Here is a 12,296-nt window from a genome sequence, read left to right as displayed (position 1 = left end):
CTCCTGACGAGAATGAGGCCTGCGTAGCTTAGGCTACGTCGAGGCAAAGGTATTTGAGGTCTATAAAAGCTTCGAGGCCGTGGCGAGAGCCTTCGCGGCCGATGCCGGATTGCTTGACGCCGCCGAACGGGATCGGCGCGCCGGTGATCTTGACGCGGTTTATGGCGACCATGCCATACTCCAAGGCGCGGCCCATGCGCGCCTGCCGCGCGCCGTTTTCGGTGACGACATAGGCGACCAGGCCATATTCCGTGGCATTGGCGCGGGCGACGACTTCCGCCTCGTCGTCGAACGGCGTCACAGCCGCGACAGGGCCGAAGGTTTCTTCGCGCATGATCAGCGCTTCGTCCGGCACATCGGCGAGCAGCGTCGGCTGGTAGAACAGCGGCCCGGCCGCGTGACGCTTACCGCCGGCCAGGCAGCGCGCGCCGTGGGTGAGCGCATCGGCGACTTGCTCCTCGACCTTCTTGACCGCGCGCTCATGCATCAGCGGTCCGATATCGGCGTCTGCCGATAAGCCATTGCCGGTGCGGAGCTGCTCGATGCGGCGGGCGAAAGCGGCGCAGAAGCGATCATAGATCGGCCGCTGCACATAGATGCGGTTGGCGGCGAGGCAATCCTGGCCGGAGGTGGCGAATTTGGCATCGAGCGCGATCGTCACCGCCTTGTCGATGTCGGCGTCGTCGAAGACGATCAGCGGCGCGTGGCCGCCGAGCTCCATCACCAGTCGTTTCATCGTCGCAGCGCTCTGCGCGGCGATCAGCCGGCCGACCTCGGTCGAGCCGGTGAAGCTCATCGCGCGGACCCGCGCATCGGCGCACATCGCGCCGACAATCGTGCGCGCATCGCCGGTGACGACGTTGAAGACGCCTGCCGGCAGTCCGGCACGCTCGCCGAGCTCGGCCAGGGCCAAGGCCGACAGCGGCGTCTCCGAGGACGGATGCGCCACCACTGTGCAGCCCGCAGCCAAAGCTGCCGCCGCCTTGCGGGTGAGCATGGCCGACGGAAAATTCCAGGGCGTGACGACACCGATCACGCCGAGCGGCTCGCGGCGCACCGACATCTCGGCATTCGGCAGATGGCTGGTGACGCTTTCGGCGTTGAGGCGTTTCGCTTCCTCGGAATACCACTCGACAAAGGACGCGGCGTAGTCGATCTCGCCAAGCGATTCTTTCAACGGCTTGCCTTGTTCCAGCGTCATCAGCAGCGCCAGATCCTCCTTGGCGGCGATGATCAGATCGAACCATTTTCGCAGGATTTTCGAGCGTTCCTGCGGCAGCGCCGAGCGCCAAGCGGGAAACGCACGGGATGCAGCGTTGATCGCCTTTGTCGTCTGCCCGGCATCGAGCGCGGCGACAAAAGCGATGGTAGCGCCGGTCGCCGGATCGATAACCTCAAAACTTGCCGCCGCTTCGCTCGCCGTCCAGTGGCCGTCGACATAGGCGAGCGCGCGCAGCAGCCGGCGATCGGCGAGGCGGTCGAGCGCGTCATGGTGGTTGGTACGGGCAAAATGCGCGGACATCAGTCGGGTCTCCGGTGCCGAGGCGATGTGGAGAGACTAGTCGTGCAATCGGGACAAAGAGGCTGTTTCGACAGGCTGATAGAGAGAGATTGTCTCTATTTGTCCGGGAGAGCAGGTCAATCTCTCTAGCTTACCAGCCGCCGGATGCCACCAACCGGTGAAATTGGCCGCCTCCACAACTTCGTCATCCACGGGCGGAGCGGAAGCGAAGCGGACGCGTAGACCCGAGGATCCATTCCGTGACCTTGATCGAAGGGCGCAGCGGAGCAGAATTCTGCACCGTTGCAACGCCTTGGCCTTACGGAATGGATCCTCGGGTCTGCGCCGCGTCGCTTCGCTCCTTGCTCCGCCCGTGGATAACGAAGTAGCGGACGTTTCGGCTAATCTCCACGCTGATCGTGAGACCGACTCGCCCTTATTCCGGCAGCAGATCGGCCACCGGCAGCACGGTCTCGTCCTTGACCGTCTTGGTGACGATGTAGGTGAAGTAGCGGTCGATGCCGATCTCGCGCTCAAGCAGGCCGTCGACCAGCCGCTGATAGGCGTCGATGTCGCGCGCCATCACTTTCAGCACGTAGTCGACGCCGCCGCCCACCGACCAGCAGGCAACGATCTCCGGGATATCGCGCACCACCCGCTCGAAGCGGTCGAAGTCAGCCTGGCGATGATTGGCCAGGGTCACCTCCATCAGCACCGTCGCCACCGGCGCGATGACACGCATGGCGATCGCGGCGTGATAGCCGGAGACGATGCCGGCCTTCTCAAGCTTGCGCAGCCGCATCCAGCACGGCGTTGGCGACAGGCCGACCTTCTCGGCCAGCGCGAGCTTGGTGATGCGCCCGTCGCGCTGGATGGCATCGAGAATCCTGAGGTCGATCGGGTCGAGTTTCGCTGCCGCCATGCGGGTCCGCCTTTCGTTGCGGACACCATGACGATGCATTATTTCGATTGTCAATTGCACTGATTTCGATCTCTAATAAGTCATGACATTTTGGCAGCCAGATCCTGCTCTCATCCGCCGGCCGGCCTATCTCTCGCTGGCCGACCAGTTCGCGCGCGCCATCCATGACGGGCGTCTGGCCAACGGCACGCGGCTGCCGACGCACCGCCGGCTGGCAGACGATCTGAAGCTTTCGGTGCAGACCGTCAGCCGCGCCTATGAGGAGTTGATCCGCCGGGGACTGATTTCCGGCGAGGTCGGCCGCGGCAGTTTCGTGCAGACGCAGCGCCGCGAGCCCGAGCCGCCCTACATCCCGGAACGGCTGGGCGAGGTCATCGACCTCTCGATCCTGAAGCCGGTCTGCGAGCCGATGCATTTGGAGAAACTAAAGCAGGCGCTGGGCTGGCTGGCCGAGAACCTGCCGTCGAGCTCGGCGCTATCGTTCCGGCCGAACATGGTTTTCCCGCGCCACCGCGCGGTCGCGGTCGAATGGCTGAAACTTTGCGGCCTTGAAGCCTCGCCGCAGAACATCAGCCTGACCAACGGCGCCACTGCCGGCATGACGGTGGCGCTGATGAGCGTTGCGCCGCCCGGCTCGACGGTCGCTACCGAGGCGATCGGCCACCACACGCTGATCCCGCTTGCCCGCTATCTCGGCTTCAATCTCGAGGGCCTGCCGATCGACGGCAACGGGCTGATCCCCGAAGCGCTCGACGAGGCCTGCCGCCTCTCGGACATTCGCGCTGTGTTCGTGCAGCCGTCGGTGATCAACCCGACGGCGACGCTGATGGACGCCACAAGGCGCGAGCAGATCGCGGCGGTCGCACGCAAGCATGACATCGCCATCATCGAGAACGACGTGCTCGGGCCGCTGGTTGAAGGCAGGCCGCCCGCGGTTGCCGCCTTCGCGCCGGAACGGACGCTCTACGTCACCTCCTTCACCAAAATCGTCGTGCCAGGCCTGCGCATCGGCTATCTCGCGGTACCGGACCGCTATGTCGCGGCTGTCGCCAACCGCCACCTCGTCTCGAACTGGATGGCGACGCCGATGGTGGCGGAGATCGCCACGCGCTGGGTGACCGACGGCACCGCGATGGAACTGGTCAACTGGCAGCGTGGCGCGCTGAGGCGCCGCCAGGAGATCGCCGCGGAAGTGCTCACGGGTGTCGACTATCGCTGTCATCGCGACGGGCTGCATCTGTGGCTCAAGCTGCCGGGCGACCGGGCCGAGGAGAGCTTTGTCGCGCAGGCGCGCCTGCGCGGAGTGGCGATCGCGCCAGGCGCCTCGTTCCGCATCGCCGACACGCCCTGGCATCCGGCCGTGCGCATCTCGCTCGGATCGACCACCGAGGGGGAACTGCGGGCGGGCCTGAGCGTTGTCGCCAAACTGCTGCTCGGCGATCCGGAGCATCTCCTGCTCGCCATCTGATGCACAAAGGAAGCTCAGATTGCCCTGAAATTGTGCCGCGTCGGAAATATTGTCATGATATTATTTTCCCAATTGACATGATTTGGCGCGTTTCGCATCGTTAAGGGCATAGGCTCCAGAACGGGGGAATGGATTGCCCGCGCCCATCATCAAGGTTGATGCGATTTCGAAGAGCTTCGGCGCCTTCAAGGTGCTGGACGGCCTGTCGATGGAGGTCATGCCTGGCGAGAAGCTGGCGCTGATCGGCCCGTCCGGCTCAGGCAAGACGACGATCCTGCGCATCCTGATGACGCTGGAGAAGATCGACGGCGGCCATATCCAGGTCGACGGCGAGCAGCTCTACCACATGGAGCGCAACGGCCAGTTGCTGCCGGCCGACGAGCGGCATCTGGCCAGGATGCGCCAGAAGATCGGCATGGTCTTCCAGCTGTTCAATCTCTTCCCGCACAAATGCGTCATGGACAATGTGACCTTGGCGCCGATGCTGACCAAGGGCGTCGCGCGCGCCGCCGCCGAGAAGCGGGCGATGGAACTGCTCGACATGGTCGGGCTTGCGGACAAGGCGAAGGCGATGCCGGCGCAGCTCTCCGGCGGCCAGAAGCAGCGCGTGGCGATCGCCCGGGCGCTGGCGCTGTCGCCCAAGATCATGCTGTTCGACGAGGTCACCTCGGCGCTCGACCCCGAGCTCGTCGAGGAAGTGCTCAACGTCATGCGCAAGCTCGCCGCCGAGACCGACATGACGATGCTTCTGGTCACCCACGAGATGGGCTTCGCCCACGACTTCGCCGACCGCGTGCTGTTCTTCGACCGCGGCAGGATCGTCGAGGAAGGCAAACCCGATGAGATTTTCCGCCATCCCAAACAGGAAAGAACGCAGAGCTTCCTGAAGAAGATCATCGCGGCCGGACATCGCGTCTGACCGCAATGCGAGCGGGCGGCGCAAGCCGTCCACGGGTGGTCAAAGGCCGCCCGAACCAGGCAAACCAAGAAGACAACAAGGAGTTGGGAACAATGAAGAAACTTGGCATTCTGGCTGGCGTCGCCGGCCTCGCGATCACCGCGATGCTGCTCGCCCCCGGCGCGCGGTCGGCGGATGACGCCAAGCTGGAGCAGCTCAAGCAGCAAGGCTTCGCCCGCGTCGCCATCGCCAACGAGCCGCCCTATACGGCGGTCGCCGCCGACGGCAAGGTATCGGGCGCGGCACCCGACGTGGCGCGCGAGATCTTCAAGCGTCTCGGCGTCAACGACATCGTCGCTTCCATCTCCGAATACGGCGCCATGATCCCCGGCCTGCAGGCCGGCCGCTTCGACGTCGTCACCGCCGGCCTGTTCATGAAGCCGGAGCGTTGCGCGGCGGTCGCCTATTCCGAGCCGGTGCTTTGCGATGCCGAAGCGATGCTGGTGAAGAAGGGCAACCCGAAGGGCTTCAAGAGCTACGAGGACATCGCCAAGGACAGCTCCGCCACGGTCGGCGCGCCGGGCGGCGGCACCGAGGAGAAGCTGGCGCTCACTGCCGGCGTGCCGCGCGATCGCGTCATCGTCGTGCCGGACGGCCAGAGCGGCCTGAAGATGGTGCAGGACGGCCGTATCGACGCCTATTCGTTGCCTGTGCTCTCGATCAACGACCTGATGAAGAAGGCCAACGACCCGAACCTCGAAGTGATCGCGCCGGTGCAGGGCGCGCCGGTCTATTGCGATGGCGCGGCCTTCAAGAAAGGCGACGAGGCACTGCGCGACGCCTATGACGTCGAGCTCGCCAAGATGAAGAAGTCCGGCGAGTTCGCCAAGATCATCGAGCCCTACGGCTTCTCCGCCAAGGCGGCGATGTCGACGACGCGCGAGAAGCTCTGCGCGGCGAAGTAGGACGCGGCCTCTGCCTTCTCCCCGCCTGCGGGGAGAAGTTGGCTCGAACAGCCGGATGAGGGGCGGCGCCAGCATTTCAAGGTTGGCGCTGCCCCTCATCTGCCTGCCCGTCCTACGCAGCAGCTGCGCTGCAGCTACGGAGGGTAAACCGGCATCTCCCTGTCGATGGGAGGAGCCAAGCACATCAAATGTTGGGAAACTTCTAGTTTTATGATCCAGTGGTCCGGCTATCTCGGCCTGATATTGCAGGGAGCGCTTGTCACCATCGAGCTGACGCTGATGGGGTCGGTGCTTGCGCTGATCATGGCCTTCCTGGCCGGCATGGGGCGTGTGTCGCGCTTCTTCATCATCCGCGCGTTGGCGACGACCTACATCGAATTCTTCCGCGGCACCTCGATCTTCGTGCAACTGTTCTGGGCCTATTTCGTGCTGCCTTTCGCCGGCCTGTCGCTGACGCCGCTGCAGGCAGGCGTGCTGGCGCTGGGCCTGAATGTCGGTGCCTATGCGGCGGAAGTCGTGCGCGGTGCCATACTGTCGGTCGGCCGCGAGCAATACGAGGCCTGCACGGCGCTCAATCTCGGCCGCTGGCAAGGCATGCGCCATGTGATCCTGCCGCAGGCGCTGCTGGTCATGCTGCCTACCTTCGGCAACAACGCGATCGAGCTGCTCAAGGCAACCTCGGTCGTGTCGCTTATCTCGCTCGCCGACCTGACCTTCCAGGCGCAGGTGGTGCGCTCGCAGACCGGCAGCACGCTGATGCCCTTCCTCTCCGTTCTCGTCATCTATTTCGCGCTGGCGCTGATTATCTCCTGGGGCATTCGCACGCTGGAGCGCCGCATGGCGCGCGGCCTCGACGGAGTGCGCGTCTGATGGATTGGGATTGGAATTTCGTCTGGGAAATCATGCCGACCCTGATCCAGGGGGTGAAGATCACCATCCTGGCGACGGTGCTCGGCTCGGTGCTGGCCGGGATCGTCGGTCTGGCGATCGCGCTGGCGCGCCGCTCGGAGAACCGGATCGTTGCGCGCAGCGTCGGCTGGTTCGCCGAGTTCATCCGCGGCACGCCGCTCCTAGTGCAGCTCTATTTCATCTTCTACGTGCTGCCCGATATCGGCATCCTGCTGCCGCCGCTGGTGGCGGGCGTCATCGGGCTCGGCCTGCATTACGGCACCTACACGGCCGAGGTCTACCGCGCCGGCATCGACAATGTGCCGCGCGGCCAGTGGGAAGCTGCCAAGGCCTGCAATCTGGGCGGCCGCCACACCTGGACGCATATCATCCTGCCGCAGGCGATCCCGCCGATGATCCCGGCCCTGGCCAATTATTTCATCGCCATGTTCAAGGAGACGCCGCTGCTGTCGGCGATCACCGTGCTGGAACTGATGAACCAGGCCAAGAGCGTCGCCAACACCTATTACCGCTACATCGAGCCGATGACGCTGGTCGGCGCCTTCTTTCTCGTCATCAGCCTCTGCTCCGTCGTGCTGTTGCGCTGGCTGGAGCATCGCTACGGCAGGATCGAAAGATGAAAGTCATGAACGCATTGCCCGAGATCCGCCTCGAAACAGCGCGTCCCACTCTGGACTCGCGTCCGCTGGAAAAGCGCGTCGGCCTGATTGCTTTAGCTACGGATCACACCAGCGAAGTGGATTTCCGGCGCATGGTGGCGAGCGAGCGGATCGGCGTCTATGTTGCGCGCATCCCCTACGCCAATCCGACGACGCCGGAAAATCTGCGCAAGATGCAGCCGTCGCTTTCGGCGGGCGCAGCGCTGATCCTGCCGGACGAGCCGCTCGATGCGGTATGCTACTCGTGTACCTCTGCGTCGGTGGTGATCGGCGACGCCGAGATAGAGCAGGCGGTCCAGGCGGCCAAGCCCGGCGTGCCCGTCGTCACCCCGCCGATGGCCGGTGTGCGCGGCCTGAGCGCTTTCGGGGTGAAGCGCATCAGCATCTTGACTCCTTACACCGTCGAGACCAGCCGGCCGATGGCCGCCTATTTCGCCGCGCACGGCTTCGACATCCAGAGCTTCACCTGCCTCGGTTTCGAGGACGACCGCGAGATGGCGCGCATCGCGCCGGCGTCGCTGGTCGAGCTGGCGCGCAAGGTCACGCATCCGCAGGCCGATGCGCTGTTCGTCTCATGCACCGCGCTGCGCGCCGCACTGGCGGTTCCCGGCATGGAAGAGGCGATCGGACGTCCGGTCGTCACCAGCAACCAGGCCAGCGCCTGGAATTGCCTGCGGCTGTGCGGCGACGAGACGCCCCGGCCCGAGTTCGGCCGGCTGTGGACGAAACCACTGGCCCAGTGAACAAAATGCCCGTGATCGAAATGACTGTTGAGCTTCAGCATATTCGCGCGGCGCGCGAACGCATTGCCGGCAAGGTCGAGCGGACACCCATGGTGCTGTCGCAAAGCCTCTCGGAGCGCACGGGCCGTCCTGTTCATCTCAAGCTGGAGCATCACCAGACCACCGGCGCGTTCAAGCTGCGCGGCGCTTCCAATGCGATCGCAGCATTGAGCGCGGAAGAAAAATCGCGCGGCGTCGTCGCCGCCTCGACCGGCAATCACGGCCGCGCGCTGGCGCATGCGGCAAAGCTCGAAGGCATCCGCGCGGTGATCTGCATGTCGAGGCTGGTGCCGGAAAACAAGCTCGATGCCATCCGTCGCCTCGGCGCGGATATCCGCATCGTCGGCAACAGCCAGGACGACGCCCAGCAGGAAGTCGACAGGCTGGTGGCGGATGAAGGGCTGGTCATGCTGCCGCCCTTCGACCATCCCGATATCGTCGCCGGACAAGGCACGCTCGGGCTGGAAATCATGGAGCAGGTTCCGGACGCGGCAAGCGTGCTGGTGCCGCTCTCCGGCGGCGGGCTGGCGGCCGGTGTGGCGGCGGCCGTCAAAGGCGTGAGCCCGCGCACCAAAGTCATCGGCATCTCGATGGCACGCGGCGCTGCGATGAAGGCCAGCCTCGACGCCGGCCGGCTGGTGCAGGTCGAGGAACTGCCGACGCTGGCGGATTCGCTCGGCGGCGGCATCGGGCTCGACAACCGGCTGACTTTTGCCATGTGTCGTGGCTTGCTCGACGACGTCGTCCTGCTTGCCGAGGACGAGATCGCCGCCGGCATCCGCCATGCGTATGAAGAGGAGCGCGAGATAGTCGAAGGCGCCGGCGCCGTCGGCATCGGCGCGCTGCTTGCCGGCAAGGTCAAAGTGAGCGGCCCCACTGCTCTCATCCTCTCCGGCAAGAACATCGACATGGACCTGCACCGCCGCATCGTCTGCGGCGAGACAATCGCGGAGCGCGCAGCATGAGCCGCATAACCATTCTCACCGAGAGTGATCTGCGCAAGATCGTGACGCTCGATCTGGACGCCGTTGCCTGCGTCGAGAACGCTTTTCGCGCCTTGGCCACGCTGCCGGTGGCGATGCCACCGATCCTGCGGCTCGACATTCCCGAGCATCGCGGCGAGGTCGACGTGAAGTCTGCCTATGTGCCGGGCATTGATGGTTTCGCCGTCAAGATAAGCTCCGGCTTCTTCGACAATCCGACGCTCGGCCTGCCGAGCGGCGGCGGCATGATGGTGCTGCTTTCGGCCAAGACCGGTGTGGTCGAGGCGCTGCTGCTCGACAATGGCTATCTCACCGAAATCCGAACCGCTGCGGCCGGCGCGGTTGCGGCAAAGCATCTGTCGCGCCAAGACTCCAACGTGGCCGCGATCTTCGGCGCCGGCCTGCAGGCCGGCCTGCAGTTGGAAGCGCTGCGTCTCGTCAGACCGATCCAGGAAGCGCGCATCTGGGCGCGCGACGCCGCCAGGGCTGAAGCCACCGCCGCGCGCTTGCGCGAGAAGCTCGGTATCCTCGTGCGCGCCGAGCCGGATGCGGCTAACGCGGCAGCGGGCGCCGACATCATCGTCACCACCACGCCTTCGACTGAACCGCTAATCAAGGCCGGTTTCGTCTCCGCGGGCCAGCACATCACCGCCATGGGCTCGGACGCCGAGCACAAGAACGAGATCGCGCCGGCGATCCTGCGCATGGCCGATCTCTATGTCGCCGACAGCGCCAAGCAGACACGGCGTCTAGGCGAGCTCCACCACGCCATCGAGGCGGCGGTCTTCGCCGCCGACGCCGAGGTGACGGAGCTCGGCCAGATCATCGCCGGCAGCAAGCCCGGACGGCGCTCGGCCAGCGACATCACCATCGCTGACCTCACCGGCACCGGGGTGCAGGACACCGCGATCGCCACTTTGGCCCGCGACCGTGCGCGCGCCGCCAATGCCGGGCTCAATTTCGAAAGTTGATGCTGGCCGCCAGGCCCAACAAACGAGGACAACAAAATGCAGCCAAATTTGAAATTCTCGCGCGGCGAATATGCGGAGCGCCTCGCCAAGACACGAAAAGCCATGGAGGCTAAAGGCGTCGATCTGCTGATCGTCAGCGATCCTTCCAACATGGCCTGGCTGACGGGCTATGACGGGTGGTCGTTCTATGTGCATCAGGCCGTCATCGTGCCGCCTTCCGGCGAGCCGGTCTGGTACGGCCGCGGCCAGGACGCCAACGGCGCCAAGCGCACCGCCTATCTCGCGCATGACAACATCATCGGCTACGCCGACCATTATGTGCAGTCGACCGAGCGGCATCCGATGGATTACCTCGCCAGCGTGCTGGCGGAGCGCGGCTGGGACAAGCTCAGCATCGGCGTCGAGATGGACAATTACTGGTTTTCGGCCGCCGCCTTCGCGGCGCTGCAGAAGCACCTGCCCAACGCCCGCTTTGCCGATGCCACAGCGCTGGTGAACTGGCAGCGCGCCGTGAAAAGCCCGACCGAGATCGAGTATATGCGCAACGCCGCCCGCATCGTCGAGGCGATGCACCAGCGCATCGTCGACAAAATAGAGGTCGGCATGCGCAAATGCGATCTGGTCGCCGAGATCTACGATGCCGGAACGCGCGGCGTCGCCGGCATCGGCGGCGACTATCCGGCAATCGTGCCGCTCTTGCCGTCGGGGGCGGACGCCTCGGCCCCGCATCTCACCTGGGACGACAAGCCGATGAAGGTGAACGAAGGCACGTTCTTCGAGATCGCCGGCTGCTACAATCGCTACCATTGTCCGCTGTCGCGCACCGTGTTCCTCGGCAAGCCGACCCGGGCCTTCCTGGACGCCGAGAAGGCGACGCTGGAAGGCATGGAAGCCGGCCTCGCGGCCGCCAAGCCCGGCAACACCTGCGAAGATATCGCCAACGCCTTCTTCGCCGTGTTGAAGAAATACGGCATCGTCAAGGACAACCGCACCGGCTACCCGATCGGTATCTCCTATCCGCCGGACTGGGGTGAGCGCACCATGAGCCTGCGCCCCGGCGACCGCACCGAGCTCAAGCCCGGCATGACCTTCCATTTCATGACTGGACTGTGGCTGGAGACAATGGGGCTGGAGATCACCGAGTCGATCCTGATAACCGACACCGGCGTCGAGTGCCTGGCCAATGTGCCGCGCAAGCTCTTCGTGAAGGACTGAGCCGATGTCCGCTTTGCGTCCGTCGCCGATTGCGCCGACCGTCGATTTCGAGCGCGACGGCGTCCAGCACGGCTTCCTGCGCCTGCCCTACAGCCGGGACGATTCCGCGTGGGGCTCTGTGATGATCCCGGTCTGTGTCGTGCGCAACGGCAAGGGCTCGACGGCGCTGCTCACCGGCGGCAATCACGGCGACGAATATGAGGGTCCGCTGGCGCTCTACGAACTCGCCCGCACGCTCGATCCGAAGAATGTCTCCGGCACGGTCATCATCGTGCCGGCGATGAACTATCCGGCCTTCCGGGCCGGCACGCGCACCTCGCCGATCGACAAGGGCAACATGAACCGCTCTTTCCCTGGGCGCCCGGACGGCACGGTGACGGAGAAGATCGCCGACTATTTCCAGCGCGAGCTGCTGCCGCGCGCGGACATCGTCTTCGACTTCCATTCCGGCGGCAAGACGCTGGACTTCGTGCCCTTCTGCGCGGCGCATACACTGCCCGACAAAGAGCAGGAGAAAAAGGCCTTCGCCGCCGTCGAGGCTTTCTCGGCGCCGTTCTCGATGCGCATGACCGAGATCGACGCGGTCGGCATGTATGACACGGCGGCAGAGGAGATGGGCAAGGTCTTTGTCACTACCGAGCTCGGCGGCGGCGGAACCTCGCGCGCCGAGACCGTGCGGATCGCCCGGCGCGGCATCCTCAACGTGCTCCGCCACGCCGGCATCGTCGATGGTGCGGTCGAGAAGGGCAGAACTCAGTGGCTGGACATGCCGTCGGGCGATTGCTTCGCCTTCGCCGAGGATGACGGCATGATCGAGACGATGGTCGACCTCGGCGAGCCTGTGAAGGACGGCCAGGTGGTCGCGCGCATCCATCCGGTCGGGCGCACCGGGCAGGCGCCGCAGGAGATCAGGGCAAGGATGTTGGGGCTGCTCGCCGCGCGTCATTTCCCGGGCCTGGTCAAGGCTGGCGACTGCGTCTCGGTGCTGGCCGTGGCCGTTCGCGAATAATCTTGGTGCGGCGC

General features: G+C 65.0%; 12 protein-coding genes. 10 read left to right on the top strand and 2 right to left on the bottom strand.

Annotation, left to right across the window (positions count from 1 at the left end; translation table 11 throughout):
* Nucleotides 1-28: 28 nt before the first annotated feature.
* Nucleotides 29-1,522 carry an NAD-dependent succinate-semialdehyde dehydrogenase gene (locus LB552_RS07100; protein ID WP_224603224.1) on the bottom strand — a complete coding sequence of 498 codons (1,494 nt, stop codon included), beginning with the start codon at nt 1,520-1,522 and terminating at the stop codon, nt 29-31.
* Nucleotides 1,523-1,937: 415 nt separating this feature from the next.
* Nucleotides 1,938-2,423, bottom strand: a complete 486-nt coding sequence (locus tag LB552_RS07095; RefSeq protein WP_140844068.1) for an Lrp/AsnC family transcriptional regulator — start codon at nt 2,421-2,423, stop codon at nt 1,938-1,940.
* A gap of 82 nt (nt 2,424-2,505) precedes the next feature.
* Here LB552_RS07095 and LB552_RS07090 point away from each other — a divergent pair, with 82 nt between their 5' ends.
* The 10 genes from LB552_RS07090 (at nt 2,506) to doeB (ending at nt 12,282) form a co-directional block, all read left to right on the top strand.
* Entirely contained in the window at nt 2,506-3,891 is a 1,386-nt protein-coding gene (locus tag LB552_RS07090; RefSeq protein ID WP_224603222.1) for a PLP-dependent aminotransferase family protein, read from the top strand.
* A gap of 133 nt (nt 3,892-4,024) precedes the next feature.
* Nucleotides 4,025-4,810: an ectoine/hydroxyectoine ABC transporter ATP-binding protein EhuA gene (ehuA, locus tag LB552_RS07085; RefSeq protein WP_263481480.1), complete on the top strand. Its 786-nt coding sequence runs from the start codon at nt 4,025-4,027 to the stop codon at nt 4,808-4,810.
* A 92-nt stretch (nt 4,811-4,902) separates the two neighbouring features.
* Nucleotides 4,903-5,754: an ectoine/hydroxyectoine ABC transporter substrate-binding protein EhuB gene (gene ehuB, locus LB552_RS07080; RefSeq protein ID WP_095765844.1), complete on the top strand. Its 852-nt coding sequence runs from the start codon at nt 4,903-4,905 to the stop codon at nt 5,752-5,754.
* A gap of 210 nt (nt 5,755-5,964) precedes the next feature.
* Nucleotides 5,965-6,624: an ectoine/hydroxyectoine ABC transporter permease subunit EhuC gene (ehuC, locus tag LB552_RS07075; protein WP_224603221.1), complete on the top strand. Its 660-nt coding sequence runs from the start codon at nt 5,965-5,967 to the stop codon at nt 6,622-6,624.
* Entirely contained in the window at nt 6,624-7,283 is a 660-nt protein-coding gene (gene ehuD, locus LB552_RS07070) for an ectoine/hydroxyectoine ABC transporter permease subunit EhuD (protein WP_224603219.1), read from the top strand. The genes ehuC and ehuD overlap by 1 nt, the downstream gene beginning before the upstream one ends.
* Before the next feature lie 5 nt (nt 7,284-7,288).
* Nucleotides 7,289-8,065 (top strand): ectoine utilization protein EutA, encoded by a 777-nt coding sequence (gene eutA, locus LB552_RS07065; RefSeq protein ID WP_224603407.1) that lies wholly within the window; start codon nt 7,289-7,291, stop codon nt 8,063-8,065.
* Nucleotides 8,066-8,085: 20 nt separating this feature from the next.
* Nucleotides 8,086-9,069 (top strand): hydroxyectoine utilization dehydratase EutB, encoded by a 984-nt coding sequence (eutB, locus tag LB552_RS07060; protein ID WP_224603214.1) that lies wholly within the window; start codon nt 8,086-8,088, stop codon nt 9,067-9,069.
* The gene (locus LB552_RS07055; protein ID WP_224603203.1) at nt 9,066-10,058 is read left to right on the top strand and encodes a cyclodeaminase; all 993 of its coding nucleotides are present in this window, start codon (nt 9,066-9,068) and stop codon (nt 10,056-10,058) included. Before eutB ends, LB552_RS07055 begins: the two co-directional genes overlap by 4 nt.
* A 36-nt stretch (nt 10,059-10,094) precedes the next feature.
* Nucleotides 10,095-11,273, top strand: a complete 1,179-nt coding sequence (gene doeA / locus LB552_RS07050) for an ectoine hydrolase DoeA (RefSeq protein WP_224603192.1) — start codon at nt 10,095-10,097, stop codon at nt 11,271-11,273.
* 4 nt (nt 11,274-11,277) lie between these two features.
* Nucleotides 11,278-12,282, top strand: a complete 1,005-nt coding sequence (gene doeB / locus LB552_RS07045) for a N(2)-acetyl-L-2,4-diaminobutanoate deacetylase DoeB (protein ID WP_224603190.1) — start codon at nt 11,278-11,280, stop codon at nt 12,280-12,282.
* The last annotated feature ends 14 nt before the right edge of the window (nt 12,283-12,296 follow it).

Origin of the sequence: Mesorhizobium sp. CA7 (assembly GCF_020165015.1) — a bacterium.
Taxonomy (GTDB): Bacteria; Pseudomonadota; Alphaproteobacteria; order Rhizobiales; family Rhizobiaceae; genus Mesorhizobium.
This window is presented reverse-complemented; position numbering and strand designations above follow the sequence as displayed.

Excerpts from the sequence above, each read along its gene's own strand:
- LB552_RS07055 (WP_224603203.1), top strand. The coding sequence starts at position 9,066 with ATGAGCCGCATAACCATTCTCACCGAGAGTGATCTGCGCAAGATCGTG.
- ehuC (WP_224603221.1), top strand. The coding sequence starts at position 5,965 with ATGATCCAGTGGTCCGGCTATCTCGGCCTGATATTGCAGGGAGCGCTT.
- doeB (WP_224603190.1), top strand. The coding sequence starts at position 11,278 with ATGTCCGCTTTGCGTCCGTCGCCGATTGCGCCGACCGTCGATTTCGAG.
- LB552_RS07100 (WP_224603224.1), bottom strand. The coding sequence starts at position 1,522 with ATGTCCGCGCATTTTGCCCGTACCAACCACCATGACGCGCTCGACCGC.
- ehuD (WP_224603219.1), top strand. The coding sequence starts at position 6,624 with ATGGATTGGGATTGGAATTTCGTCTGGGAAATCATGCCGACCCTGATC.
- LB552_RS07090 (WP_224603222.1), top strand. The coding sequence starts at position 2,506 with ATGACATTTTGGCAGCCAGATCCTGCTCTCATCCGCCGGCCGGCCTAT.
- LB552_RS07095 (WP_140844068.1), bottom strand. The coding sequence starts at position 2,423 with ATGGCGGCAGCGAAACTCGACCCGATCGACCTCAGGATTCTCGATGCC.
- eutB (WP_224603214.1), top strand. The coding sequence starts at position 8,086 with ATGACTGTTGAGCTTCAGCATATTCGCGCGGCGCGCGAACGCATTGCC.
- doeA (WP_224603192.1), top strand. The coding sequence starts at position 10,095 with ATGCAGCCAAATTTGAAATTCTCGCGCGGCGAATATGCGGAGCGCCTC.
- eutA (WP_224603407.1), top strand. The coding sequence starts at position 7,289 with ATGAACGCATTGCCCGAGATCCGCCTCGAAACAGCGCGTCCCACTCTG.
- ehuB (WP_095765844.1), top strand. The coding sequence starts at position 4,903 with ATGAAGAAACTTGGCATTCTGGCTGGCGTCGCCGGCCTCGCGATCACC.